Annotated in this window: 26 protein-coding genes and 1 pseudogene; 21 read left to right on the top strand and 6 right to left on the bottom strand. The window is 71.4% G+C overall.

Annotation, left to right across the window (positions count from 1 at the left end; genetic code table 11):
* The first annotated feature begins 189 nt into the window (after nt 1-189).
* The 10 genes from dnaK to HUT19_RS35815 all read left to right on the top strand — a co-directional run bounded on the left by dnaK (nt 190) and on the right by HUT19_RS35815 (nt 8,774).
* A complete protein-coding gene (gene dnaK / locus HUT19_RS35770) occupies nt 190-2,103 on the top strand; it encodes a molecular chaperone DnaK (protein ID WP_176184643.1) in 1,914 nt (637 codons plus the stop codon).
* 11 nt (nt 2,104-2,114) lie between these two features.
* Complete coding sequence (locus HUT19_RS35775; protein ID WP_176184645.1) at nt 2,115-2,705, top strand: nucleotide exchange factor GrpE; 591 nt, start codon at nt 2,115-2,117, stop codon at nt 2,703-2,705.
* A gap of 6 nt (nt 2,706-2,711) precedes the next feature.
* Nucleotides 2,712-3,677 (top strand): DnaJ C-terminal domain-containing protein, encoded by a 966-nt coding sequence (locus tag HUT19_RS35780; RefSeq protein WP_176184648.1) that lies wholly within the window; start codon nt 2,712-2,714, stop codon nt 3,675-3,677.
* Nucleotides 3,674-4,045: a chaperone modulator CbpM gene (locus HUT19_RS35785; RefSeq protein ID WP_176184650.1), complete on the top strand. Its 372-nt coding sequence runs from the start codon at nt 3,674-3,676 to the stop codon at nt 4,043-4,045. The genes HUT19_RS35780 and HUT19_RS35785 overlap by 4 nt, the downstream gene beginning before the upstream one ends.
* Nucleotides 4,036-6,675 (top strand): ATP-dependent chaperone ClpB, encoded by a 2,640-nt coding sequence (gene clpB / locus HUT19_RS35790; RefSeq protein ID WP_176184652.1) that lies wholly within the window; start codon nt 4,036-4,038, stop codon nt 6,673-6,675. Before HUT19_RS35785 ends, clpB begins: the two co-directional genes overlap by 10 nt.
* On the top strand, nt 6,672-7,130 hold the full coding sequence (locus HUT19_RS35795; RefSeq protein ID WP_176184654.1) for a co-chaperone YbbN: 459 nt from the start codon (nt 6,672-6,674) through the stop codon (nt 7,128-7,130). Before clpB ends, HUT19_RS35795 begins: the two co-directional genes overlap by 4 nt.
* A gap of 7 nt (nt 7,131-7,137) precedes the next feature.
* On the top strand, nt 7,138-7,401 hold the full coding sequence (locus HUT19_RS35800; RefSeq protein ID WP_176184657.1) for a UBP-type zinc finger domain-containing protein: 264 nt from the start codon (nt 7,138-7,140) through the stop codon (nt 7,399-7,401).
* A gap of 90 nt (nt 7,402-7,491) precedes the next feature.
* A complete protein-coding gene (locus tag HUT19_RS35805) occupies nt 7,492-7,983 on the top strand; it encodes an Hsp20/alpha crystallin family protein (RefSeq protein WP_176184659.1) in 492 nt (163 codons plus the stop codon).
* Nucleotides 7,984-8,058: 75 nt separating this feature from the next.
* Nucleotides 8,059-8,487 (top strand): DUF2267 domain-containing protein, encoded by a 429-nt coding sequence (locus HUT19_RS35810; protein ID WP_176184661.1) that lies wholly within the window; start codon nt 8,059-8,061, stop codon nt 8,485-8,487.
* 131 nt (nt 8,488-8,618) lie between these two features.
* Nucleotides 8,619-8,774, top strand: coding sequence for a DUF6131 family protein (locus HUT19_RS35815; RefSeq protein WP_176184663.1), 156 nt, complete (start codon nt 8,619-8,621; stop codon nt 8,772-8,774).
* 54 nt (nt 8,775-8,828) lie between these two features.
* On the opposite strand, the gene HUT19_RS35820 is transcribed toward HUT19_RS35815, so the two are convergent.
* Nucleotides 8,829-9,047: a hypothetical protein gene (locus HUT19_RS35820; RefSeq protein ID WP_176184665.1), complete on the bottom strand. Its 219-nt coding sequence runs from the start codon at nt 9,045-9,047 to the stop codon at nt 8,829-8,831.
* 191 nt (nt 9,048-9,238) lie between these two features.
* Nucleotides 9,239-9,904: a GntR family transcriptional regulator gene (locus tag HUT19_RS35825; protein ID WP_176184667.1), complete on the bottom strand. Its 666-nt coding sequence runs from the start codon at nt 9,902-9,904 to the stop codon at nt 9,239-9,241.
* A gap of 101 nt (nt 9,905-10,005) precedes the next feature.
* On the opposite strand from HUT19_RS35825, the gene glyA reads away from it, so the two are divergent.
* From glyA to HUT19_RS35875, 10 genes are all read left to right on the top strand, one after another.
* On the top strand, nt 10,006-11,412 hold the full coding sequence (glyA, locus tag HUT19_RS35830; RefSeq protein ID WP_176184669.1) for a serine hydroxymethyltransferase: 1,407 nt from the start codon (nt 10,006-10,008) through the stop codon (nt 11,410-11,412).
* Nucleotides 11,412-12,659 (top strand): sarcosine oxidase subunit beta family protein, encoded by a 1,248-nt coding sequence (locus HUT19_RS35835; RefSeq protein ID WP_176187696.1) that lies wholly within the window; start codon nt 11,412-11,414, stop codon nt 12,657-12,659. The genes glyA and HUT19_RS35835 overlap by 1 nt, the downstream gene beginning before the upstream one ends.
* A gap of 24 nt (nt 12,660-12,683) precedes the next feature.
* Nucleotides 12,684-13,010, top strand: a complete 327-nt coding sequence (locus tag HUT19_RS43585) for a sarcosine oxidase subunit delta (RefSeq protein ID WP_176184671.1) — start codon at nt 12,684-12,686, stop codon at nt 13,008-13,010.
* Complete coding sequence (locus HUT19_RS35845) at nt 13,007-15,868, top strand: 2Fe-2S iron-sulfur cluster-binding protein (protein WP_176184673.1); 2,862 nt, start codon at nt 13,007-13,009, stop codon at nt 15,866-15,868. Before HUT19_RS43585 ends, HUT19_RS35845 begins: the two co-directional genes overlap by 4 nt.
* Nucleotides 15,858-16,448, top strand: a complete 591-nt coding sequence (locus HUT19_RS35850; protein WP_176184675.1) for a sarcosine oxidase subunit gamma — start codon at nt 15,858-15,860, stop codon at nt 16,446-16,448. Before HUT19_RS35845 ends, HUT19_RS35850 begins: the two co-directional genes overlap by 11 nt.
* Complete coding sequence (purU, locus tag HUT19_RS35855; protein WP_176184677.1) at nt 16,445-17,299, top strand: formyltetrahydrofolate deformylase; 855 nt, start codon at nt 16,445-16,447, stop codon at nt 17,297-17,299. Before HUT19_RS35850 ends, purU begins: the two co-directional genes overlap by 4 nt.
* 206 nt (nt 17,300-17,505) lie before the next feature.
* Nucleotides 17,506-18,849 carry a four-carbon acid sugar kinase family protein gene (locus HUT19_RS35860; protein WP_176184679.1) on the top strand — a complete coding sequence of 448 codons (1,344 nt, stop codon included), beginning with the start codon at nt 17,506-17,508 and terminating at the stop codon, nt 18,847-18,849.
* Nucleotides 18,846-19,883, top strand: a complete 1,038-nt coding sequence (pdxA, locus tag HUT19_RS35865) for a 4-hydroxythreonine-4-phosphate dehydrogenase PdxA (RefSeq protein WP_176184681.1) — start codon at nt 18,846-18,848, stop codon at nt 19,881-19,883. Before HUT19_RS35860 ends, pdxA begins: the two co-directional genes overlap by 4 nt.
* A gap of 103 nt (nt 19,884-19,986) precedes the next feature.
* The gene (locus HUT19_RS35870) at nt 19,987-21,351 is read left to right on the top strand and encodes an MFS transporter (RefSeq protein ID WP_176184683.1); all 1,365 of its coding nucleotides are present in this window, start codon (nt 19,987-19,989) and stop codon (nt 21,349-21,351) included.
* Nucleotides 21,348-22,136 carry a DeoR/GlpR family DNA-binding transcription regulator gene (locus HUT19_RS35875; protein ID WP_217712320.1) on the top strand — a complete coding sequence of 263 codons (789 nt, stop codon included), beginning with the start codon at nt 21,348-21,350 and terminating at the stop codon, nt 22,134-22,136. The genes HUT19_RS35870 and HUT19_RS35875 overlap by 4 nt, the downstream gene beginning before the upstream one ends.
* 18 nt (nt 22,137-22,154) lie before the next feature.
* Here the strand turns inward: HUT19_RS35875 and HUT19_RS35880 are convergent, their stop codons facing one another.
* Complete coding sequence (locus HUT19_RS35880; RefSeq protein WP_176184685.1) at nt 22,155-22,529, bottom strand: hypothetical protein; 375 nt, start codon at nt 22,527-22,529, stop codon at nt 22,155-22,157.
* 96 nt (nt 22,530-22,625) lie between these two features.
* On the opposite strand from HUT19_RS35880, the gene HUT19_RS35885 reads away from it, so the two are divergent.
* Nucleotides 22,626-23,069, top strand: a complete 444-nt coding sequence (locus tag HUT19_RS35885) for a contact-dependent growth inhibition system immunity protein (RefSeq protein ID WP_176184687.1) — start codon at nt 22,626-22,628, stop codon at nt 23,067-23,069.
* A 169-nt stretch (nt 23,070-23,238) separates the two neighbouring features.
* Here HUT19_RS35885 and HUT19_RS43590 read toward each other — a convergent pair whose 3' ends face one another.
* From HUT19_RS43590 to HUT19_RS35895, 3 genes and pseudogenes are all read right to left on the bottom strand, one after another.
* Complete coding sequence (locus HUT19_RS43590; protein WP_254886304.1) at nt 23,239-23,457, bottom strand: hypothetical protein; 219 nt, start codon at nt 23,455-23,457, stop codon at nt 23,239-23,241.
* Nucleotides 23,458-23,521: 64 nt separating this feature from the next.
* Nucleotides 23,522-23,938, bottom strand: a pseudogene (locus tag HUT19_RS44435) (B3/4 domain-containing protein); the annotation flags it as partial.
* Nucleotides 23,939-23,946: 8 nt separating this feature from the next.
* Nucleotides 23,947-24,558 carry a LysE family translocator gene (locus HUT19_RS35895; RefSeq protein WP_176184689.1) on the bottom strand — a complete coding sequence of 204 codons (612 nt, stop codon included), beginning with the start codon at nt 24,556-24,558 and terminating at the stop codon, nt 23,947-23,949.
* Nucleotides 24,559-24,587: the final 29 nt, after the last annotated feature.

Raw genomic sequence — 24,587 nt, forward strand, 5'->3', positions numbered from 1 at the left:
GGGGCGGCGATCACCCCGCCGTGTGTGTACCCGGGGGAGGACCAGCGCGCCGAGATTCGACCCCGCAGGCGCAGGCGCACCGGCCCCGGGGCTTGCGACGGTGAGGATGTAGGTCTTTCACCGAGCCCCGTCCGGATTTGTCGGTGCGCACCGGGGCGGGTGCCCGTCGGCGCCTCGGAAGGAGCGGCCATGGCCAAGGCAGTCGGAATCGACCTGGGCACCACCAACTCGGTGATCGCTGCGTGGGAGGGCGGCGAGGCCTCGGTCGTACCCAACTCCGAAGGCAGTCGCACCACCCCCTCCGTCGTGGCGTTCACCGACAGCGGCGAGCGCCTGGTGGGCCAGCTGGCGCGGCGCCAGGCGATCCTGAACCCCAAGGGCACCATCTACTCGGCCAAGAGGTTCATCGGCCGGATGTACGACGAGATCCCTGACGAGGCCAGGGCGGTCGCCTATGACGTCGTCGAGGGCGAGGGGGGTGTGGCGCGCTTCGAGGTCGGCGACAAGCTGTACGCACCGGAGGAGATCAGCGCCCTGGTGCTGCGCAAACTGGCCGACGACGCGGGGAAGCAACTGGGGGAGCGGGTGACCGAGGCGGTCATCACCGTGCCCGCCTACTTCAACGACGCACAGCGCACCGCCACCAAGGACGCGGGCCGGATCGCCGGTCTCGAGGTGCTGCGGATCATCAACGAGCCGACCGCGGCCGCCCTCGCCTACGGCATGGACAAGAAGCAACACGAGACGGTGCTCGTCTTCGACCTCGGCGGCGGCACCTTCGACGTGTCCATCCTCGACGTCGGGGACGGAGTGGTGGAGGTGCGCTCGACCGCGGGTGACAGCCACCTGGGCGGCGACGACTTCGACCGCCGTCTGGTGGACCACCTCGCCGACTCCTTCCAGCAGGACAACGGCATCGACCTGCGGCAGGACCCGCAGGCGCTCCAGCGGCTCTTCGAGGCCGCCGAGAAGGCCAAGACCGAGCTGAGCACGGTCACCCAGGCCCAGGTCGGCCTGCCGTTCATCACCGCCGACGCCGCGGGCCCGAAACACCTGACCCAGTCGGTGATGCGGTCCACCTTCGAGCAGCTCACCGCCGATCTGGTGGAGCGCTGCCTCGGCCCGGTCGAGCAGGCCATGGCCGACGCCAAGGTGGGCGGGAACGACATCGACGAGGTGATCCTGGTCGGCGGCTCCACCCGGATGCCCGCCGTGCAGGCCCTGGTCCGCCGGCTCACCGGTGGCAAGGAGCCCAATATGAGCGTCAACCCCGACGAGGTGGTGGCGCTGGGCGCCGCGATCCAGGCCGGGGTGCTCAAAGGCGAGGTCAAGGACGTCCTGCTGCTGGACGTCACCCCGCTGTCGCTGGGTGTGGAGACCCGCGGCGGTGTGATGACGAAGATCATCGACCGGAACACCACCATCCCGGTGCGCCGCACGGAGACCTTCTCCACCGCCGACGACAACCAGCCCGCCGTCGACGTCGTGGTCCTCCAGGGCGAGCGCGAGCGCGCCGCCGACAACCGGGTGCTCGGCCGCTTCCAGCTGACCGACATCCGCCCGGCGCCGCGCGGCGAACCGCAGATCGAGGTCACCTTCGACATCGACGCCAACGGCATCCTCAATGTCACCGCACGGGACCGGGACACCGGCAAGGAGCAGTCCATCCGGATCACCGAGAGCTCCAACCTCGACCGCACCGAGGTGGAGCGCATGGTCACCGAGGCCGAGCGCAACCGGGGCGCGGACCAGGCGCTGCGCGAGGCCGTGGACATCCGCAACGAGCTGGACGCCGTCGCCTACCAGGTCGAGAAGCGGCTGACCGAGCTGGGCGCGGCGGCGCCCTCCCACGAGAAGGCGCGCGCCGAGATGCTGGTGTCCGACGCCCGCCAGGCCGTCAAGGACGAGGCGGGCGCCGACCGGACCCGGCCGCTGATCTCCGAGCTCCAGCAGATCCACGCCGGGCTCACCGCCCATGGCGCGGCGGGCGCGGAAGGCGGTCCCGCGGGCGGCGCCGGCCCCGCCGGGGCACCGGGCACCGGGCCGGGCGCGGCCGGTGGGGGCGGCGACGACGTCATCGACGCCGAGTTCGACAAGGACTGAGGCGGTGACCCATGTCCACCCGCTCACAGCAGCCGGATCCGGTGCCCGAGGGCGCCGTGCCGGACCCCGAGCAGGAGCTGCCCGCCGCCGAGGGCCGGGAGCGGGCGGAGCCGCCGCCGGAGCCCGGCCCGGACGCGGCCACCGGCCCGGACACGCACGAGCAGGACACCACCGCACGGGCCCTGGCCGAACTGGAGGACCGCTGGCGGCGCGCCCTGGCCGACCTGGACAACCTCCGCAAGCGCCACGCCCGCGAGCTGGAGCGGGAGCGGGCCGCCGAGCGCGCCCGTACGGCCACGACCCTGCTGCCCGTCATCGACAACCTCGAACTCGCCCTGGCCCATGCCGAGGCCGCCCCCGGTGCGATCGTCGAAGGCGTCAAGGCCGTGCGGGACCAGGCCGTGGACGCCTTCGCCCGCCTCGGCTACGAACGCCACTCCGAGACCGGGGTGCCGTTCGACCCGGCCCGGCACGAGGTGGTCAGCGTGGTGGAGGACCCCGAGGCCGAACCGGGAACGGTGGTCCAGGTCCTCCGCCCCGGCTACGGGGACGCGGACCGCCAGCTCCGGCCGGTCGCCGTCGTCGTGGCCAAACGGGAGTGACCGGCCATGGCACGGGACTTCTACGACGTACTCGGTGTCTCGCGGGGCGCGGGCGCCGACGAGATCCAGCAGGCGTACCGCAACCTGGCCCGCAAGCACCATCCGGACGTCAACAGGGACCCGCGGGCAGAGGAGCGGTTCAAGGAGCTCAACGAGGCGTACAGCGTGCTCTCCGACCCCGGGACCCGTGCCCGCTACGACCGGTTCGGCGAGGACTTCCGCAGGATCCCCGAGGACTGGGAGGAGCGGGTCGGCGCCGCCGCCGGAGGGGGCGGCGGTGGCTTCCGCGGCTGGACCGCCTCGGGCGACGGCGGCCACCGGGTCCGGGTGGTCCGCGGCTTCGGTGACGACCAAGGGGGAGCGGGCGTCGGCTTCGAGGACCTCTTCGGATCGTTCTTCGGCGCCGGTGGCGGTGGCGGCGTACGCGTGGACGTCCCCGGGGCCGACCAGGAGGCCGAACTGCCGCTCACCGTGGAGCAGGCCTACCGCGGCGGGCGGCGCGGTGTCACCCTCGCCGGAGCCGAGGGACAGCGCACCTACGACGTCGACGTCCCGCCCGGGGTCACCGACGGGCAGCGCGTCCGGCTGGCCGGACAGGGCGGCCGGGGCAGCGGTGACGCCCCCGCGGGCGATCTGTATCTGCGGGTACGGATCCAGCCGCATCAGCGGTTCCGCCTGGACGGCCGGAACATCCACGTCCAGCTTCCGGTCACGCCCTGGGAGGCCGCCCTGGGCGCGACCGTCCCCGTGCCCACCCCCGGCGGCACCGCCAAGGTCACCGTCCCGGCCGGATCCTCCAGCGGGCGGCGGCTGCGGCTGCGCGGCGAGGGCATGCCCAACCCCCGCGGGACGGGCGGTGATCTCTACGCCGAGATCAGCGTCAAGGTGCCGCCCCGCCTCGACGACCGCGAGCGCGAGCTGTTCGAGAAGCTCGCCGCCGCCTCCTCGTTCGACCCCAGGAGGGCGTCATGAGCACCCATGCCACCGGGCCGGAGGCCGCCGCACCGGCCACCCCGCCCGTCGCCACCGCCCGCTTCGCCCTGGTGCCCGCCCGCAGGCTCTCGCTGGAGACCGTGGCGCGCCGGTCCGGACTCCACCCCGATCTGGTGCGGCGTTTCGTCGCCCTGGGCCTCGTCGGCGCCGAACGCGACGCCGGGGGGCGGCTGGTGTTCGCCCCCACCGCTCCGGCGACACTCGCCCGCGTCCAGCGGCTGCGCACCGGACTGTGCCTGAACTACGCATCCATCGGTCTGGTGCTCGATCTGCTCGACCGCATCGACCGGCTCGAGGCAGCCCTGCGCCGCGGCGGCACGAGGAGTGATCAACCACCATGGACATGAACCGCCTCACCCAGAGGTCCCAGGAGGCCCTCCAGGGCGCCCAGTCCATGGCCATGCGGCTCGGCCAGACCGAGGTCGACGGTGAGCATCTGCTCCTCGCCCTGCTCGACCAGCCCGGGGGCCTGGTGCCCCGGCTGCTCGACCAGCTCGGCGCCGACCCCACCGCGTTGCGCACCATGCTGGAGTCCGAGGTGGCCCGCAAACCGAAGGTCACCGGCCCCGGCGCCATCCCCGGCCAGGTCTTCGTCACCCAGCGGCTGGCCCAGGTGCTGGACGAGGCCGAGAAGGAGGCCAAGCGGCTCAAGGACGAGTACGTCTCGGTGGAACACCTCGTCCTCGCACTCGCCGACGAGGGTTCGGGCACCGCCGCCGGACGGGTGCTCAAGTACCACGGTGTCACCAAGGAGGCGTTCCTCTCCGCCCTCACCCACGTCCGCGGCAGCCAGCGCGTCACCTCCGCCAACCCCGAAGTGGCCTACGAGGCGCTCGAGAAGTACGGCCGCGACCTGGTGCTCGAAGCCCGCTCCGGCACACTCGACCCGGTCATCGGCCGGGACGCCGAGATCCGCCGGGTGACCCAGATCCTCAGCCGCAAGTCCAAGAACAACCCGGTGCTCATCGGCGACCCCGGCGTCGGCAAGACCGCTGTCGTCGAGGGACTGGCCCAGCGCATCGTCCGCGGCGACGTCCCCGAAGGGCTGCGGGAGAAGACCGTGTTCGCCCTCGACATGGGCTCCCTGGTGGCCGGGGCCAAGTACCGGGGTGAGTTCGAGGAACGGCTCAAGGCCGTGCTCAGCGAGGTCAAGGCCGCCGCCGGGCGGATCCTGCTCTTCGTCGACGAACTGCACACGGTCGTCGGCGCCGGAGCCGCCGAAGGCGCCATGGACGCCGGGAACATGCTCAAGCCCATGCTGGCCCGCGGTGAACTGCACATGATCGGCGCCACCACCCTCGACGAGTACCGCAAGCACATCGAGAAGGACGCCGCCCTCGAACGCCGCTTCCAGCAGGTCCTGGTGGACGAGCCCAGCGTGGAGGACACCATCTCCATCCTGCGCGGACTGCGCGAACGCCTCGAGGTGTTCCACGGCGTCAAGATCCAGGACACCGCCCTGGTCTCCGCCGCCGCCCTCAGCCACCGCTACATCAGCGACCGGTTCCTGCCCGACAAGGCCATCGACCTGGTGGACGAGGCCTGCGCCCGGCTGCGCACCGAGATCGACTCCATGCCCGCCGAACTCGACGAGGTCACCCGCCGGGTCACCCGGCTGGAGATCGAGGAAGCCGCGCTCTCCAAGGAGACCGACCCGGCCAGCCGGACCCGGCTGGCGGAACTGCGCAGGGAACTGGCCGATCTGCGGGCCGAGGCCGACGCCGAACACGCCCAGTGGGAGGCCGAACGGCAGTCCATCCGCCGGGTGCAGGAACTGCGCCAGGAACTGGAACAGGTCCGCCTCGAGGCCGAGGAGGCCGAACGCGCCTACGACCTCAACCGTGCCGCCGAACTGCGCTACGGACGGCTACGGGAACTGGAACGCAGACTGGCCGCCGAGGAGGAACAGCTCGCCGCCCAACAGGGAGCACACCGGCTGCTCCGCGAGGTCGTCACCGAGGACGAGATCGCCGGGATCGTCGCCTCCTGGACCGGTGTCCCCGTCTCCCGCCTCCAGGAGGGCGAACGGGAGAAGCTGCTGCGCCTCGACGAGATCCTGAGCGACCGGGTCATCGGCCAGGAGGAGGCCGTCAAACTGGTCTCCGACGCCATCATCCGGGCCCGCTCCGGTATCCGCGACCCGCGCCGGCCGATCGGCTCGTTCATCTTCCTCGGCCCCACCGGCGTCGGAAAGACCGAGCTGGCCAAGACCCTCGCCGCGGCGCTGTTCGACTCCGAGGAGAACATCATCCGGCTGGACATGAGCGAGTACCAGGAGCGCCACACGGTCAGCCGGATGCTCGGCGCGCCGCCCGGATACGTCGGCTTCGAGGAGGGCGGTCAGCTCACCGAGGCGGTGCGGCGCAAGCCGTACTCGGTGGTGCTCTTCGACGAGATCGAGAAGGCGCACCGCGATGTGTTCAACACGCTGTTGCAGGTCCTCGACGACGGGCGGATCACCGACGCCCAGGGGCATGTGGTCGACTTCCGCAACACCGTGATCATCATGACCTCCAACATCGGCTCCGAACACCTCCTGGACGGCGTCACCTCCCAGGGAGAGCTCAAACCGGACGCCCGCAGCCTGGTCATGAGCGAACTGCGCGGCCACTTCCGCCCCGAGTTCCTCAACCGGGTCGACGACATCGTGCTCTTCAAGCCGCTCGGCGAACCCCAGATCGAGCGCATCGTGGAGCTCCAGTTCGACGAGCTGCGCAGGCGTCTCGGCGAGCGCCGGATCACCGTCGAACTCACCCCGGCCGGCCGCGAGGCCATCGCCCACGAGGGCTACGACCCGGTGTACGGCGCCCGGCCCCTGCGCCGCTTGATCTCCCACGAGGTCGAAACCCTCATCGGACGCGCCCTGCTGCGCGGTGACGTCCAGGACGGCGCCGTCGTACGTGTCGACGCCCAGCACGGTGAACTCATGGTCAGTTACGAGCAGTTCGAGACCGCGGGAGCGGGAGAGGCGGCGTGAGAAGCGTGTCGTCCGGGATCGTGACATGCGCCCACTGCGGACACGCCAACGAGGTGCCCGCCGTGGCCGAGGGGCGGCCGCGCTGCGGCAACTGCAAGGAGCCGCTGCCGTGGATCACCGACGCGGGCGACGACGACTTCGCCGACATCGCCGAGAAGGCCACCCCACTCGTCCTGGTGGACTTCTGGGCCACCTGGTGCGGACCCTGCCGGATATCCACCCCCGCACTGGAACAGGTCGCCCGGGAACTCGCCGGAACCATCAAACTCGTCACCGTCGACCTCGACCGCAACCCACGGCTCGCCGAGCGGTTCGGCATCCAGGCCGTGCCGACCCAGCTGATCCTCGACCGGGGCAAGACGGTTGCCCGCCGCGCGGGCGCGGCTCCCGCGGCAACCCTGCGCGCCTGGGCCGACCTGGTGATGACCGGCCTGCTGGACTGCCAGAAGAGGTGAACGCGTCATGACCATCGAATCCGATCCACATCTGAGCATGGTGCGCGAAGTCACCCCGCGCACCCCCGAAGGATGCGAGGAATGCCTGCGCATCGGCTCCCCCTGGGTCCATCTGCGGCTCTGCCTCACCTGCGGACACGTCGGCTGCTGCGACTCCTCACCGCTGAAGCACGCCCGCGCGCACGCCTACGCCGAGGAGCACCCCATTGTGGAGCCCCTGGAGCCGGCCGAGGAGTGGCGGTGGTGCTACGCCCATGAGGCCCTGGCCTGATGACATCCAAGCTCCGCCCGGCCGGACCGCCGAGCCGGACGGTGATCGCACACATCCGCTCATCAGTGGCACAACCGGAGGTGATGGACGATGAGCATGCCGGTGAGACGACAGCGGGGCCAAGGGGCGATGGAGCGCCCCCGGTGGGCCCGGAATCCGCTGGCGGAATTCGACGATCTGCTCAACCAGATGGGCGGGTTGCTCGAATCCACGGTCGGGAGCACGGCACCCGGCGCCGGACTGGTGGTCTGGACGCCGTCCGCCGATGTGACCGAGGCCGACGACGCGTACCACATCGAGCTCGAACTTCCCGGTGTCAGCCGCAGGGACGTCGACATCGAGGTCAGCGGCCAGGAAGTGGCCGTCACCGGCGAGATCGCGGAACGGGAGCGCAAGGGCGTGCTGCGCCGCAGCGGCCGCCGTACCGGCCGCTTCGAGTACCGGATGCTGCTCCCGGGTGAAGTGAACACCGAACGCGTCAAGGCCACCATGTCCGAGGGGGTGCTGACGATCACCGTCCCCAAGGCGGAGACCGCCAAGCCCCGCCATATCGAGATCACCGAGAGGGCCGAGGGCGGCTGACGCCGCGGGCCCGGGCTCTCTCCTCGCGGTGGCCCGCCACATGCGGGCCGCCGCGGGGCACGGAAGGACCCCACGATGGTTGCGACAGGCTTTGCCTCATTCGACACCACGGTCGACAAGTCCAACCGGCTCCTGCGGGAGATCGAGGACGCCTACGGCTGGCCCAAGGAGCGCCGGAAGCAGTCGTACGCCGCCCTCCGGTCCGTACTGCACCACCTGCGGGACCGGCTGCCGGTGGACGAGGCCGTCCAGTTCGGCGCACAGCTGCCCACCCTGCTGCGCGGTGTCTACTACGACGGCTGGAAACCCGCGGAGACCCCGGTGAAGATGAACGGCGAGGAATTCCTCCGCCGGGTCCGGGAGGACTTCCCGTACGCCATCCACGGGGACACCGAGCAATTGGTGCGCACCGTGCTCCAGGCGCTGCGACGGCACGTCAGCGAGGGCGAGTGGAAGGATCTCAAGGCGCGGATGCCCGCTTCACTGGCGTCCATGATCCCGTAGCGGCCCCGCCATCCCGTAACCGCCATCATCCCCGGGCGACATCGGTCCGGGCGGCGCGGACCCCCGCTGGCGAGGAATGTGGGCGGGGACGATAGTGGAAGGGAAGAATTCCCCGAAGATGGGAGGACGCAATGATTGTCCTCGGGCTCATTCTTCTCATCATCGGCGCGCTGACCGGCGTCTCCATCCTGTGGACCATCGGAATCATCCTGCTGGTCATCGGCGCGGTTCTGTGGATCATGGGCTCCCTCGGCCACGCCGTGGGCGGCCGGAAGCACTATTGGTAGCGTCCCCGACCCGGGCGGTGTTTCCCCTCATGGTGACGCCACGCGTCCGTGCGGCTACTGTTCGCGCCACTCCTGGATCAGCTCCCCGATGGTGTCGCGCAGCACGGCCCTCCGGTCACCGGCGCTCCGGGTCACATCGATCCGTCCGGCCACGTCCTCGAGCGCGCGCCGGAACGCGGGATCCTCGTCCATGAGGGCAGCCCCGCCGGCGCCGGCGGTGTCGACCGCCAGTGCCGCACCCACCCGGGAGCCGGGGTCCTCGGTGAGGACCATGTCCGCACCCTGGCCAGCTCCCGCTGGGCATCGAGATGGCCATGGTGGCCGCGCGGGGAGCCAGGACAGAATTTGACGAGGTTTCCGGCCCCGTTCTGCGCGTTGGCCATGACCTCGGTTCGGTGGGCGTGCCCGACCGGTCCGGTGACCACATATGCGGATCGCGGGGGCCGACGCGCCCCGAAGCGGGGTCAGATGATCTCGCGGATGGCCGCTTCGAAACCTTCCACATGGCTGGCGGCGAGGGCGGCGGCCTTCTGCGGATCGCCGTCGATGACGGCCCGCAGGAGTGGTCCGTGCTCGCGCACATGCCCGGCCAGCCCCGGCAGCCGGTCGATGAACAGGCACCAGATGCGGGTGGCCAGGTTGTCGTAGCGGATCAGGGTGTCCTGGAGATACGGGTTGTAGGTGGTGGCGTAGAGGGCCCGGTGCACCGCCATGTCCAGCCGGATGAGATCCGCGCCGCCGTCCGGGGCGGCGTGGCTCTCGTTCTCCAGCCTGGTCAGCAGCTCACCGAGCCCGGTGCGGTCGCGGTCGGTGGCGCGTCCGGCGGCCAGGGAGGCGGCGAGCGGTTCGAGCTGCTGGCGGACCTCCGAGATATGTCCGAGGTCGGCGATCTGGACCTCGGTGGCGAAGGTGCCACGACGGGGATAGGCGACGATCAGCCGCTCGGTCTCCAGGCGCTTGAGCGCTTCGCGCACGGGGGTGCGGCCGAAGCCGAGCTCGGTGGCGATCCGCTCGTCGTTGACCGGCTCGCCGGGGCGGATGCGCAGGGTCACAAGACGCTCGGAAATCGCCTGGTAGGCGCGGTCGGCCAGGGTCTGGCCGCCCTGGCCCGCGACGGCTGAAGAAGTCACCCGGATCCCTCCCTTGACGCGCCCGGAAACGCACTCCTACCGTACCTCAACAGGCAACTGATATATCAGTCGCCTTCTAGTCGGTCCTCAAGGGAGTTCGTATGACTGCCGCCATCCCCGACCAGCGAGCGGCTCGCTCCGCGGTGCTCTCCGAGCAGCTCCACGACGCCGACCCCGAGGTCTCCGCGGCGATCGAGGCGGAGCTGGCCCGTCAGCGCGGGACCCTGGAGATGATCGCCAGCGAGAACTTCGCCCCGCTCGCGGTCATGCAGGCGCAGGGCTCGGTGCTCACCAACAAGTACGCCGAGGGCTACCCCGGCCGCCGTTACTACGGCGGCTGCGAGCACGTGGACATCGTCGAGCGGCTCGCGATCGACCGGGTGAAGGAGCTGTTCGGCGCCGAGGCGGCCAATGTGCAGCCGCATTCCGGCGCCCAGGCCAACGCGGCCGCCATGGCGGCACTGCTGGAGCCCGGCGACACCATCCTGGGACTCGACCTGGCGCACGGCGGTCATCTGACCCACGGGATGCGGATCAACTTCTCCGGGCGGCTGTACACCGTGGCCGCGTACCAGGTCGGCGAGGACCACCACCGCATCGACATGGAGCGGGTCCGCGAGCTGGCCCGGGAACACCGGCCGAAGCTGATCGTGGCCGGGTGGTCCGCGTACCCGCGCCACCTGGACTTCGCCGCCTTCCGCGCCGTCGCCGATGAGGTCGGCGCCTATCTGATGGTGGACATGGCCCACTTCGCGGGCCTGGTGGCGGCCGGGCTGCACCCCTCGCCCGTTCCGCACGCCCACGTGGTGACCACCACGACCCACAAAACACTCGGCGGCCCGCGCGGCGGAGTGATCCTCTCCACGCGGGAGCTGGCCAAGAAGATCAACTCGGCGGTCTTCCCCGGTCAGCAGGGTGGCCCGCTGGAGCATGTCATCGCGGCCAAGGCGGTCGCGTTCGGGATGGCCGCCCGGCCCGAGTTCGCCGAACGCCAGCGGCGCACCCTGGAGGGCGCCTCGATCCTCGCCGCACGGCTGCTGGCCGAGGACACCAGGGCCGCCGGGGTCAGCGTGCTGACCGGCGGTACGGATGTGCATCTGGTCCTGGTGGACCTGCGCGACTCCGACCTGGACGGACAGCAGGCCGAGGACCGGCTGCACCAGGTGGGCATCACCGTCAACCGCAACGCCGTGCCCTTCGACCCCCGGCCGCCGATGGTCAGTTCGGGCGTCCGGATCGGCACCCCCGCGCTCGCCGCCCGTGGTTTCGGCGCGGAGGAGTTCCACGAGGTGGCGGACATCATCGCCACGGCGTTCCTGCCCGGCTTCGACGAGCAGGTGTCCGCCGCGCTGCGCAAGCGGGTCCAGGTCCTCGCCGACCGCTTCCCCCTCTACCCCGGTGGCTTCCCCGCGGCTCCCGGCCGTCCGTCGTCCGCAACCCCGTCCGCCCCCCGGCCGTCCGCGACCCCGTCCGCCGCCCAGTCCGCCACCCAGGAGGCCGACGCGTGATGCACCCCGCCGCGAACACCCCGCCCACCCCCGGGGACGTCCTGCCCGACCACCCCGACTTCCTGTGGCGCAACCCCGACCCCAAGCCCTCCTACGACGTGGTGGTCGTCGGCGGCGGCGGACACGGTCTGGCCACCGCCTACTACCTGGCGAAGAACCACGGCATCACCAACATCGCCGTCCTGGAGAAGGGCTGGCTGGCCGGTGGAAACATGGCCCGCAACACCACCATCATCCGCTCCAACTACCTGTGGGACGAGAGCTCCGGCATCTACGAGCACTCCCTGAAGCTGTGGGAGACCCTGGAGGAGGACCTCGACTACCCCATCCTGTTCAGCCAGCGCGGGGTGCTCAACCTCGCGCACAGCCTCCAGGACGTCCGCGACAGCAAGCGCCGGGTGTACGCCAACCAGCTCAACGGCATCGACGCCGAGTGGCTGGAGCCCGACGAGGTGGCCAAGGTCTGCCCCATCGTCAACGTCTCCTCCGACGTCCGGTACCCGGTGCACGGCGCCACCTACCAGCCGCGCGCGGGCATCGCCAAACACGACTACGTGGCCTGGGGGTTCGCCCGCCGCGCCAATGACCTGGGCATCGACCTGATCCAGGACTGCGAAGTCACCGGCATCGACATCAGCGACGGCCGGGTGACGGGTGTGCGCACCACCCGTGGCCGGATCGCCGCCGGGAAGGTGGCACTCGCCGCCGCCGGACACTCCTCCGTCGTGGCCGCCATGGCCGGGCTGCGGCTGCCGTTGCAGAGCCATCCGCTCCAGGCCCTGGTCTCCGAACTCCTGGAGCCGGTGCACCCCACGGTGGTGATGTCCAACGCGGTGCACGTCTACGTCTCCCAGGCGCACAAGGGCGAACTCGTCATGGGCGCGGGCATCGACAGCTACAACGGCTACGGACAGCGCGGCGCCTTCCACATCATCGAACGCCAGATGGCCGCCGTCCTCGAGCTCTTCCCCGTGTTCGCCCGCGCCCACATGCTGCGCACCTGGGCCGGGATCGTCGATGTCACCCCGGACGCCTCACCCATCGTCGGACTGACCCCGGTCCGGAACCTCTATCTCAACTGCGGCTGGGGCACCGGTGGTTTCAAGGCCACCCCGGGGGTCGGCTGGTGCTTCGCGCACACCGTCGCCACCGGTGAACCCCACCCCTACAACGCGCCCTTCACCCTGTCCCGGTTCACCACCGGCGCACTGATCGACGAACACGGCGCCGCCGCCGTCGCCCACTGACGACCGCCGGAGCGAGGAGACCCCATGCAGCTCATCGACTGCCCCTGGTGCGGTGAACGCGAGGAAGCCGAATTCCACTACGGCGGACAGGCGCATGTCGCCCACCCCGAGGACCCCCACGCCCTGGACGACGAACAGTGGGCCCAGTACGTGTTCTTCCGCGACAACCCCAAGGGGCCGTTCGCTGAGCGGTGGACACACTCCGCCGGCTGCCGCCGCTGGTTCAACGCCCTGCGCGACACGGTCACCCATGAGTTCCTCGCGGTCTACCGCGTCGGTGACCCACCGCCGCCCCTCATCCGCACCGCCCCCGGCGCACAGCCGCGGCAGGACCCGGAGGCCACCTCATGAGCAACCCGTTCCGCACCGCGGGCCACGGCCACATCGACCGCGGCACCACCCTCTCCTTCGTCTTCGACGGCACGACGTACACCGGGCACCCGGGGGACACCCTCGCCTCGGCCCTGCTCGCCAACGGAGTGCACCGGGTCGCCACCGGTATCAAGTTCGGCAGGCCGCGCGGCATCATGGCCGCCGGTGTCGAGGAGCCCAACGCCCTGGTGCAGATCGAGGCACCGTTCCCCGAGCCCATGCTCACCGCGACCACCGTGGAGCTCTACGACGGACTGGTCGCGCGGGGGCTGGGCGGCCAGGGCCGGCTGAGCCAGCAGCCGGACCCGGCCCGCTACGACACCATGCACGCACACTGCGACGTCCTGGTCGTGGGCGCCGGACCGGCCGGTCTCTCGGCGGCGCTCACCGCCGCCCGCTCCGGTGCCCGGGTGGTCCTGGTGGACGAACTACCCTGGCCCGGCGGATCGTTGCTGAGCGGTCAGGAGACACTGGACGGCGCCCCGGCGACCGCATGGGCCACGGCCGTCACGGACGAGCTGGCCGCCTGCCCCGATGTGACGACGCTGAGCCGCACCACCGCCTTCGGCCACTACGACGACGGTCTGGTGCTCGCCCTGGAGAAGCGCACCGACCACCTCGGCGCCGCCGCGCCCGCCCATGTCTCCCGGCAGCGGGTCTGGCGGATCCGGGCCCGTCAGGTCGTCTACGCCACCGGGGCCTACGAGCGCACGGTGGCCTTCGACAACAACGACCGCCCCGGCATCATGCTCGCCGGTTCGGCCCGTACCTATCTGGGCCGGTTCGGGGTGGCGGCCGGGCGGCGGGCCGTGGTGTTCACCACCAACGACTCCGCCTACCACGCCGCGTTCGACCTGGCCGACGCCGGTGTGCGCATCGCGGCGGTGATCGAGGCACGCGAGAGCGTGCCCGCGCATCTGCTGGCCGCCTGCGTCGAACGTGGTATCGAGGCGCGCGCCGGACACGTGGTGACGGGCACCAGTGGCATCGACCGGATCTCCCGCGCCCATGTCGCCCGCTTCGACGATGGCCGACTCGGCGAACGCCAGGGCATCGACTGCGATCTGCTGCTGGTCTCCGGCGGCTGGAACCCGGCGGTGGCCCTGTTCAGCCAGGCCGGTGGCGCGTTGGCCTACGCCCCGGAGGCGGGAGCGTTCGTCCCCGCGGGCGAGCTGCCCACCGTGCGGACGGCCGGGGCCGCCCGGGGCACGGCCACCCTCGCGGAGTGTCTGGCCGATGGAGTGGACGCCGCCGCCGGGGCACTGTCGGCGCTGGACCGCACCGTGGCACCGGCCACGCTCCCGGCGGCGGCCCCAGCACCGCCCGCCGCACCGGGCCGGGTGCTGTGGCGGGTGCCCAGTCCGCAGGACGGGCCCGACGGTGCCCACCAGTTCGTCGACCTCCAGCGCGACGCCCTGGTGACGGACGTGCTGCGGGCGGTCGGCGCGGGGCTGCGGTCGGTGGAGCACGTCAAGCGCTACACCACCATCGGCACCGCCCATGACCAGGGCCGCACCTCGGGCGTGATGACCTCCGGCATCGTCGCCGAGGCGCTGGGCGTGGACATCGCCGGACTGGGCACCACCCGCTTCCGGCCGCCCGCCGTGCCGGTGGCCTTCGCCGCCTTCGCCGGGCGCGACCGGGGCGAGCTGTTCGACCCGGTCCGCGTCACCGCGCTGCACCCCTGGCATGTCGAGCACGGCGCGCTGTTCGAGGACGTCGGACAGTGGAAGCGCCCCTGGTACTTCCCCCGCGAGGGGGAGTCGATGGACGAGGCGGTGTTGCGCGAATGCCGGGCGGCGCGCGAGGGCGTGGCCATCATGGACGGTTCGACCCTCGGCAAGATCAATGTCCAGGGCCCGGACGCCGGTGAGCTGCTGGACCGGCTCTACACCAACCTGATGAGCACCCTGAAGCCCGGCCGGATCCGCTACGGCGTGATGTGCGGGGTCGACGGTATGGCCATGGACGACGGCACCGTGATCCGGGTGGCGGAGGAGGAGTTCCTCCTGACCACCACCACCGGAAACGCCGCCAGGGTGCTGGAGTGGATGGAGGAGTGGCTCCAGACGGAGTGGCCGGAGCTGCGGGTGCACCTCACCTCCGTCACCGAGCACTGGGTGACCATCCCCCTGGTGGGGCCGCGCTCCCGGGACGTGCTGGCCCTGGTCGCCCCCGAACTCGATGTCAGCAACGACGCCTTCCCCTTCATGTCCTGGCGCGACACCACCGTGGCCGGGGTCGCGGCCCGGGTCTGCCGGATCAGCTTCTCCGGTGAACTCGCCTACGAGATCAACGTACCGGCGTGGGACGGCATCGCGGTGTGGCGGGCCCTGTACGCGGCGGGCGCCCCCCTCGGCCTCACCCCCTACGGCACCGAGACCATGCACGTGCTGCGCGCCGAGAAGGCGTACCCCATCATCGGACAGGACACCGACGGCACCGTCACCCCGCAGGACCTGGGCATGTCCTGGGTGGTGTCCAAGAAGAAGGCCGACTTCGTGGGCAAGCGGTCCTTCGCCCGCCCCGAGAACCAGCGCACCGACCGCAAGGAGCTGGTGGCACTGCTGCCCGCCGACGAGCGGAGGGTGCTGCCGGAGGGCGCCCAGATCATCGCCACCAGCACCGTCCCCGCGCCACCGGTGCCCATGCTCGGACACGTCACCTCCAGCTACCGCAGCGACGCCCTGGGACGGACGTTCGCGCTGGCGCTGGTGCGGTCGGGGACCCGGCGGATCGGCGAAACCCTGTATGTGCCGCTGGACGGCGAGACCGTCCCGGTGACCGTGTCCGAGCCCGTGCTCTTCGACAAGGAGGGAGCTCGTCGTGACGGTTGAGACCCCCGTACGCATCAGCCCGCTGGACGGGTGGCAGCACACCTTCGAGCGGCTGCCCGACGGTCTGGACATCAGGGAGCTCCCCTTCCTGACACAGCTCTCCCTCCGGGTGCAGCCCGGCAGCCCGGCGGCCCGGGCCGTCGAGGACACGTTGGGGATCACCCTCCCGGGCCCCTCGCGCGCGGATATGTCCGGTGAGGTGAAGGCCCTGTGGCTGGGGCCGGACGAATGGCTTCTGGTGGCGCCCCCGGACCGCGGCCAGGACCTGGTGACGCGGCTGCGCACGGCGATCGGCGACGCGTTCGCCACCGTCACCGATGTCTCCGCCCAGCGCACCACCCTCGCCCTCTCCGGACACCTCACCCGTGAGGTGCTGGCCCGCGGCTGCGCCATCGACCTGGACCCGCGGGTGACCCCGGTCGGCTCCTGTCTCACCACCTTGCTGGCCCAGGCCGGGGTGACGCTCGTGGTCAGGGGAGTGGCGGCGTCCAGCGTCTGGCTGCTGGTCCGTTCGTCCTTCGCCTCCTACGTGGCGAGCTGGCTCGTCGACGCCTGCACGGAATACCGGGGTGGCTCATGAGTGGCCGCTATCTGCTCACCCTCACCTGCCCCGAACGCCCCGGCGTCGTCCATGCCGTGACCTCGTTCCTGGTGCGGCACGGCTGCGACATCACCGAGCACCAGCAGTACGACGACACCGAGCACGGAAGTGTCTTTCTGCGCACCGCGTTCACCGCCCACGATGCGGACCTCACCCTCGACCGGCTGCACACCGCCTTCGCGAGCGTCGCGGCGTCCTTCGGCATGGAGTGGCAGCTGCGGGACGCCGGGGCCAGGCCACGGGTGCTGGTGATGGTGTCCAGGTTCGACCACTGTCTGGCGGATCTGCTGTACCGCTGGCGCAGCGGTGCCCTGGACGCGGAACTGGTGCTGGTGGTGTCCAACCACCCGGACCTCGCGGTCACGGCGGAGGCCGCCGGTGTGCCGTACGCACACGTACCGGTCACCCCCGCCACCAAGCCACGGGCCGAGGCACGGCTGCTGGAGCTGATCGAGGAACACCGCGTCGACCTGGTGGTCCTCGCCCGCTATATGCAGGTGCTCTCGGACGACCTGTGCAAGCGGCTGGAGGGCCGCGCCATCAACATCCACCACTCCTTCCTGCCGAGCTTCGCCGGGGCCAAGCCCTACCACCAGGCGTACCGGCGCGGGGTGAAGTTCGTGGGCGCGACGGCCCACTACGTCACGGCGGACCTCGACGAGGGGCCGATCATCGAGCAGGAGGTGATCCGGGTGGACCACCGTTCCACCCCGGAGGACCTGGTCACGGTCGGCCGCGACGCCGAACGGCTGGCCCTGGCCCGCGCCGTCAACTGGCACTGCCAGGGGCGTGTTCTGCTGCACGGCAACCGCACGGTGATATTCAACTGACCTCCCGCCTCGCGTCAAGGGTCCGCCACTGCATTCCTACTGCGCGGTGCGCGCAAGAAAGGCGATGCGTGCACCACCCTTGACAGCCTCGTCCGGCGGCCGCCACGGTTTGATGACCGGTCCGCGCAGAAAAAATTGCGCGGACCAATCAACCGAGAGTCGGCCCCGTGCCGACGCCGACGGCACACCGGCGAGAGGGGAAACCCGTGGCACAGGTGCTCGTGGTCGCCGACGACCTCACCGGCTCCAACGCCACCGGCGCGCTCTTCGCCCGCCGCGGACTGCGCGCGGTCACCGTCGGCGACCCCGCCCAGGTGCCCCGCTACGCCGACCGGGTCGACGTCCTGGTCGTCAACACCGCCTCCCGGCATCTGCCCGGAGAGGACGGCTACGCGGCCGTCCGCGCGGTCGCCGACGCCGCCGACGCGGTCTCCCTCGTCGTCAAACGCGTTGACACCACCCTCCGCGGCAACCCGGGGCGTGAACTCGACGCCGTCATCGACTCCTTGACCACCCGCCACCCCGGCGGCCCGGTCAAGGTCCTCGCGGTGCCCGCGTTCCCCGACGCCGGCCGCACCACCGTCGGGGGCCTGCATCTGGTGGACGGCGTACCGCTGAACCGCACCGCGGTCGCCCGCGACCCCTTCGACCCGGTACGCCACTCCCGGGTGGCCGCCGTCCTGGGCGAACAGAGCGCGCTGACGGTCCGTGAGATCCCGCTCGACGTCGTCGAGGACGGCCCCGAGGCCGTCGCCACGGCGCTGCGCGCCCCGGCCGAGGTGCTGGTGTGCGACGCCACCGGGAACGAACACCTGCGCACCGTCGCCGTGGCCGCCGCCCGGGTGGCCGCCGAGGACGGAGTGCGCTGGGTGTCCCTGGACTCCGGCCCGTTCGGCGCCGCCCTCGCCACCGAACTCGGCATCCGCCCCACGGGCAGCACCCCGCCACGCGTCCTCGCCGTCGTCGGCAGCGCCACCGACCACACCCGGGAGCAGCTGGCCAGGACCGAGACCACCCTCGGCGCGCGCTACGTCCCGCTGGACCCGGCCGACCCGGCCCCGTCCCCGGAGCGGATCGTCCGTGAGCTGTGCGCGGCGTCCGACACCGGGGCCCTTGTACTCGGGGTGCGGGTCGCGCCCGGGGCCGTCCACGACCCCGCCGCCGCCACCCGCATCCTGCGCTGTCTGTCGCAAGTGGCCGCGCTGGCGGTGCCCCGGCTGCGCCCCGGCGGGCTGTATGTCTCGGGCGGCGACGTCGCCGCCGCCGTCACCTCCGCGCTGGGGGCGGACGGCTTCGCCATCGCATCCGAGGTGCTTCCGCTGGCGGTGGCCGGCCATCTGGTGGGCGGCCCCCACGACGGACTGTACTTCGCCACCAAAGGCGGTCTGATCGGCGGGCCCGACGCCACCGTGGCCTGTCTGGAACATCTGCGGGCCCTGTGCACCCGCCGCACCGCCGCCTGGCCGTCCGGCGACGGCCGAAGATCCGGCACCCCCCGTTTCGACCCTGTCCCGCACCCTGCGCACCAGCGGAAAGAGGCATCATCATGACCAGCCGTCGGCTCCCCGTCCTCGCCGTCACCCTCGGCGACCCCGCCGGTATCGGCCCGGAGATCACCGCACGGACCCTCGCCGACCCCGGCACCGGCGCCCTCGCCCACGGCCTCGCGGTCGGCGACGCCGCCGTACTGCGCCGCGCCGTGTCGGTGTGCGGCCTGGACGTGTCGGTGAACGCCGTCGGATCGGTCGGCGAAGCCCGCTTCGAACCGGGCACCATCGACGTCCTCGACCTCGGCATCGCCGGCGACGACCTGGAGTGGGGCAGGGTCAGCGGGGTCGCCGGGCGCTCCGCCGTCGCCGCCATCGAGACCGCCACCCGGGCCGCGATGGCCGACGAGGTCGACGGCATCGTCACCGCCCCCATCAACAAGGAGGCGATCTGGGCGGCCGGTTCACAGCATCTCGGCCACACCGAGATGCTGGGCGAACTCACCGGCGCCGCACACTTCGACACCATGTTCGTGGTCCGTGGACTGAAGATCTTCTTCACCACCCGCCACGTGTCCCTGCGCAAGGCACTGGACCAGATCACCGAGGAGCGGGTGGCCGACAGCATCCGGCACGCGCTCACCGCGCTGCGCGTCTTCGGCCATGAGCGGCCCCGCCTCGCCGTCGCCGCCATCAACCCGCACGGTGGCGAGAACGGCCACTTCGGCGACGAGGAGATCACCGCGCTCGCCCCCGCCGTGGAGAAGGCCGTGGCCGAAGGACATGACGTGGCCGGTCCAGTACCGGCCGACTCCGTCTTCCACCAGGGGCTCCAGGGCCGCTTCGACGGTGTGCTCTCCCACTTCCACGACCAGGGCCACATCCCCGCCAAGACCGTGGACTTCGAGGGCACCGTCTCGGTGACCGTCGGCCTTCCGGTCCTGCGCACCTCGGTGGACCACGGCACCGCCTTCGACATCGCCGGAACCGGCACGGCGTCCCCCGCCACGATGGCAGCCGCGTTCCGCGCCGCCGCCGGGTTCAGCGGCTCCCGGAACCGTATCCGCGCCGCCTACGGCACCGGGTCCCGCGGCTGAGCCGCCCGGCACGCCGCCACCGCCCCACCCATCTCACCTCCCCCGCGGCGCCGCCTTCCCCGCGTACCACCACCGTCCCCGCGTACCGCCCGCAGGAGCCACCATGCCCCAGACCCCGGCAGCGCCACCGCCGGACACCGGCGCGATCCCCGCCCAGCGCTGGACCTATGTCATCCCCGTCGCCGCATTCATGTACATGCTGGCCTATCTGGACCGCAACAACATCTCCGTGGTCCTGCCCTACCTGGACGGCGAGCTGGAACTCTCCGGTGCCGACCAGGGCCTGGTCAGCGGGATCTTCTTCATCGGCTACGTCTTCCTCCAGATCCCGGCCGCGATCCTCGCCCAGCGCTGGAGCGCCCGCAAGACGGTCCTGATCCTCATGGTCGCCTGGGGCCTTGCGGCGATGGCCTGCGGACTGGTGCGGACCAAGGAGCAGTTCTACGCGGCACGGCTGCTCCTCGGCTTCTTCGAGGGCGGGGTGTGGCCCGCCGTGCTCATCCTGCTCGCCTCGTGGTTCCCGTTGCGCGAACGCGCCCGCGCCAACGCGCTGTGGATGGCCTGCCTGCCGGTCTCCTCCATCATCATGGCTCCGCTGTCGGGCTGGATGCTGGACCACATGTCCTGGCGCTGGGTGCTGGTGGCGCAGGGCATACCGCCGCTGGTGTGGGGGCTGGTCTGGTGGTTCGCCGTCGCCGACCGCCCGGAACGGGCACGCTGGATCTCCGCAGCCGAAGCGAACCATCTGCGGCGTGAGCTGGCCGCCGACGAGGCCGCCAAACCCGCCGCGGGCAACAGCTCCTACCTCGCCGCGATCCGGCAGAAGTCCGTACTGCTGCTCATCGCCGTCTACTTCTTCTGGATCACCGGCTTCTACGGCTTCAGCCTGTGGCTGCCCTCGGTGGTCAAAACCCTCTCCCACGACGGCTCCTCGACCGAGGTCGGCGCGCTCACCGCCATCCCCTTCACCGTGGCCCTGGCGGCGATGGTGGCCTGCGCGGCCTGGTCCGACCGCACCGGACGGCGACGGGAGGCGGTGGCGATCCCCCTCGTCGTCGGTATCGCTGCCCTGCTGCTCGGCCAGGTCGTCCACGGTGCCGTGGTGCAGATGGCGCTGCTGTGTGTGGTCGCCGCTGCGGTGTACGCTCCGTACGGCCCGTTCTGGGCGATTCCGGGAGAGCTGCTGCGTATCGAGGTGGTTGCGGTCGCCATGGGTCTGATCAACGCGCTGGGGAACCTCGGTGGTTTTGTCGGCCCGTATCTCGTCGGCTGGCTCACCGACACCACGGGGACGAGCCTGACCGGGTTCGCGGTGCTCGCCGGATTCCTCGCCGTGGCGGTGGCGCTCGTGTTGCTGGGACTGCGGCACCGCGTCCCCGGCCCGGCCACAGCAGCCGCCCCGGCGGTATCGGCCACGGCGGCCGGTCCGGCCGGTCCGGCCGGTTCGGCGACCGAGGGGGTGCGGTGACCGGCAACCGGCCCCGCGCCCCCCACCGCTCCACCGCCCAGCGCCGCGGCGACATGCTGCGGGAAGTCCTCGCGGGCAACGGGGACATCGCCGAACTCGCCGCCCGCTTCGAGGTGTCGGTGTCCACCGTACGGCGCGACCTCCAGCAACTCGCCGAGGACGGCCATATCCACCGGACCTACGGCGGCGCGGTGGCGGGGGAGCACACCGTCGAACGCACCCTGGACCAGAAGGAGTCCGGCAACCGGGTCCAGAAGGAGGCCATCGCCCAGCTCGCGGCCGCATGGGTCGCCGACGGCGACGTGGTGCTGATCGACGCGGGCACCACCACCGGACGGCTCGCCCGCCACCTCCGCTCCCGCGACGGGCTGACGGTCATCACCAACTCCACCACCGCGCTGCGCCACCTCGCGGACGCCCCAGGTGTCGAACTGATCGTGCTGGGCGGCCGGGTGCGCCGCCCCAACGGCGCCATCCTCGGCCCCGCGGGGGAGGACATGCTGCGCCGTATCACCCCCGACCGGGTCTTCCTCGGTGCCGACGGTGTCCACGCGCGGGACGGGCTGTCCTGCCCGTCCCTTGAACAGGCCCACGCCAAGGAGCTGATGGCCCGGCGCGGCCGCGAGGTGTGCGTCCTCGCCGATGCCACCAAACTGGGCACCAGCCCGTTCCCCTACCACGCCCTGCCGGAACGCCCCTGGACACTGCTCACCGACGCCGGGGCCGACCCGGGGGCGGTCCGGGCGTTCACCGCAACCGAACTGTGCACGGTGGTCACCGCGTAGCGGGTGCGGTGGCCACCGTCAGTACAGGGTGAACCCCCATCGCGCGGTGTCCCGGAAGTCGTCGCCCGGCGGCTTGCCCCCGACGGTGACCGGCGTCGCCTTGGTGTCCGCGCGCACCCGTACCGGCACCCGTACAGTCTCGCCCTCACCCAGCGACGGCCGGAGCCTGCGGTTGGCCTCGTCATCGCTGAGCCAGTCGATGTCGGTTCCGTCGTCGGGCCCGTCGGAGTCGTAGGGGCCCCGGCGCGAACGATCAGCGGGCCGTAGGGGCCGCCGATGCACGGCCACGGCCACGGCGCACCCCGACACCTTCTTCGGCGGTGTCCCGGCGTCCCCGCCGGGGGCGGTGCCCTCTCCGGCGTCGGTGTGCTCGATGGTGTCCTGGCTGCTCATGGGATCACGCTCGTGCCCGGAGCCCCGCTGACCTGAGTGCGCGTACTCAGAACACCACTGGGTACCCCCCGGACTCCAGGGCGCTACCCTGCCCCGATGAGCCGACTGCTCCACCGCGACCGCACCCTGGAAGAACTGGACGGCGTCCGCTGGCCGGACGCCCCGGCCGACGCCACGGGGCTGGTGCGGACCGTGCACGCGCTGCGGCACAAGAAACTCGGCGAGCTCACCGTCGAGGACCTCCGCACCCTGATCGCCCAGGACGTCGGCCTGCCCTTTCTGCTGCCGCTGGCGCTCGAGGTGCTGCGGGACGAGCCACTGGCGGAGGCCAGGTACTACGAGGGCGATCTGCTCTCCGTCGTACTGCGGAGCGATCCCGCGGTCTGGGCCCAGCTCCCCGACGTCGCCGACGAACTACTGACCGTCGTGTCCGGTCTGCCCGAGGTGGAGGCACATCTGGCGGGCGATGCCGCGCACTTCCTCGCCTCCCGGGGCGCCGCCGGGACCGCACATGGCGTGGCCGGGCCACTCCACTTCTGACGCCGCCCCGGCCTACGGGGTTGCCTGCGACCCGGCAAACGGCTGCTCACCCGGTTCTACCGGCCCGCCGCACGTCCGGCCCCGAACGCCCGGACCGGCTTGGTCGAACCCGATCTCGCCCCGTTCCCCCGGCACCCCGCACCGCGTACGCACAGCACCGGCGGGCCGCTCACTCCGGCAGATCGACCGGACCGTCGGAGGGAGTGAGTGTCACCGTCGTGGGTGTCACCTTCCAGATCTCCGTCAGTTCGGCGGCCACCGCGGCGATGAGCTTGCCGACGTCCGCGGGAGCGGTGGCATGCAGACCCTCGGACACGATCAGGGCCGAGGCCGTGGTGTCCCGGACGACGGAATGGCTGCTCTGCCGATGGGTCCATCGGGCGCGCATGGGCGCGGCCGGCGGCGTCGGCGAAGATCACCTCCCCCGGTTCCGGGTGTTCCGTCCGGCCGGAGAACGACAGAAACACCTCGTCGCCCACGGCGTGACGCACCTCCAACGGCCCCGTGATGCGGGCCGGATCGAACACGCCGACCGGGATGGCGTACGCGACCGAGATCGCGTTGCACAGATCCACCAGCGGATGGACCGAGGGCAGCGACCGCTCCTTGCGGTAGCGCCGCAGCAGCGCCTCCGCCGCGTTCCGGTACTGCGTGGGCTTCACTCCCATCCGGGTGAACGCCCGCCGCCATGCCTGGATCTCGGGGAACTCCCCTTCGGTACCGTCGGCGAGGCGTTCCTCCGCGACGGCCGTGTGACGGGCGACCGCCGCATCGACGCGGACGTCGCTGGTGATCCCGGTGACATGGACGGCCCCGGAAACCAGCTCCGGATGCTCGGTCCGGATCGCGGGTGAGTACAGAAAACGCATGAGTGTCCTTACGGATTGACCAGGGCCAGCTTGATGCCCAGACCGACGAACGCCCCGGCGAACAGCCGGCGGATCCAGGCCAGCACCTTCGGGCGCGCGATCACCTGATCGCGGACCGCGGCGGCGAAGGCGCCGTACCCGGCGAAGACCACAAACGTGGCCAGCATGAAGACACCGCTGAGCACCGTCATTCGGGGCAGCGCACGGGGATCGTCGGCGGACACGAACTGGGGGAGGAAGGCGACGAAGAACATGGTCAGCTTGGGGTTGAGCAGATTGATCAGGACGGCGGAGGAGATCACCCGGCCGGTGGACCGCGGGCCGGACCCGGCCGTCACACCGATCGCTTGACGGTCCTTCAGCGTCGACCACGCCATGAACAGCAGATAGGCCACCCCCAGGTACTTCAGCGCCTGGAACGCGACCGCGTTCGTGTGCAGCGTGGCCGCCAGACCCAGCAGGGTGGCCGCGGCGTGCGGGACGGTACCGAGCGTGCAGCCGAACGCGGCCGCGGCACTGGCGCGCCGCCCGTGCGACAGCCCGGCCGACAGCGTGTAGACGACGCCGGTTCCCGGGGTGGCCACCACGATGAGCGTGGTGAGGAGAAAAGCGATGCTCATGCGGTCACCCTGCCTGAGAGAATGGTCCG

The sequence above is a fragment of the Streptomyces sp. NA02950 genome, assembly GCF_013364155.1.
Lineage (GTDB): Bacteria > Actinomycetota > Actinomycetes > Streptomycetales > Streptomycetaceae > Streptomyces.

Coding starts and splice junctions, on each gene's coding strand:
- dnaK (WP_176184643.1), top strand. CDS start 190: ATGGCCAAGGCAGTCGGAATCGACCTGGGCACCACCAACTCGGTGATC.
- HUT19_RS35775 (WP_176184645.1), top strand. CDS start 2,115: ATGTCCACCCGCTCACAGCAGCCGGATCCGGTGCCCGAGGGCGCCGTG.
- HUT19_RS35780 (WP_176184648.1), top strand. CDS start 2,712: ATGGCACGGGACTTCTACGACGTACTCGGTGTCTCGCGGGGCGCGGGC.
- HUT19_RS35785 (WP_176184650.1), top strand. CDS start 3,674: ATGAGCACCCATGCCACCGGGCCGGAGGCCGCCGCACCGGCCACCCCG.
- clpB (WP_176184652.1), top strand. CDS start 4,036: ATGGACATGAACCGCCTCACCCAGAGGTCCCAGGAGGCCCTCCAGGGC.
- HUT19_RS35800 (WP_176184657.1), top strand. CDS start 7,138: ATGACCATCGAATCCGATCCACATCTGAGCATGGTGCGCGAAGTCACC.
- HUT19_RS35805 (WP_176184659.1), top strand. CDS start 7,492: ATGAGCATGCCGGTGAGACGACAGCGGGGCCAAGGGGCGATGGAGCGC.
- HUT19_RS35810 (WP_176184661.1), top strand. CDS start 8,059: ATGGTTGCGACAGGCTTTGCCTCATTCGACACCACGGTCGACAAGTCC.
- HUT19_RS35815 (WP_176184663.1), top strand. CDS start 8,619: ATGATTGTCCTCGGGCTCATTCTTCTCATCATCGGCGCGCTGACCGGC.
- HUT19_RS35820 (WP_176184665.1), bottom strand. CDS start 9,047: ATGGTCCTCACCGAGGACCCCGGCTCCCGGGTGGGTGCGGCACTGGCG.
- glyA (WP_176184669.1), top strand. CDS start 10,006: ATGACTGCCGCCATCCCCGACCAGCGAGCGGCTCGCTCCGCGGTGCTC.
- HUT19_RS35835 (WP_176187696.1), top strand. CDS start 11,412: ATGCACCCCGCCGCGAACACCCCGCCCACCCCCGGGGACGTCCTGCCC.
- HUT19_RS43585 (WP_176184671.1), top strand. CDS start 12,684: ATGCAGCTCATCGACTGCCCCTGGTGCGGTGAACGCGAGGAAGCCGAA.
- HUT19_RS35845 (WP_176184673.1), top strand. CDS start 13,007: ATGAGCAACCCGTTCCGCACCGCGGGCCACGGCCACATCGACCGCGGC.
- purU (WP_176184677.1), top strand. CDS start 16,445: ATGAGTGGCCGCTATCTGCTCACCCTCACCTGCCCCGAACGCCCCGGC.
- pdxA (WP_176184681.1), top strand. CDS start 18,846: ATGACCAGCCGTCGGCTCCCCGTCCTCGCCGTCACCCTCGGCGACCCC.
- HUT19_RS35870 (WP_176184683.1), top strand. CDS start 19,987: ATGCCCCAGACCCCGGCAGCGCCACCGCCGGACACCGGCGCGATCCCC.
- HUT19_RS35880 (WP_176184685.1), bottom strand. CDS start 22,529: ATGAGCAGCCAGGACACCATCGAGCACACCGACGCCGGAGAGGGCACC.
- HUT19_RS35885 (WP_176184687.1), top strand. CDS start 22,626: ATGAGCCGACTGCTCCACCGCGACCGCACCCTGGAAGAACTGGACGGC.
- HUT19_RS43590 (WP_254886304.1), bottom strand. CDS start 23,457: ATGCGCGCCCGATGGACCCATCGGCAGAGCAGCCATTCCGTCGTCCGG.
- HUT19_RS35895 (WP_176184689.1), bottom strand. CDS start 24,558: ATGAGCATCGCTTTTCTCCTCACCACGCTCATCGTGGTGGCCACCCCG.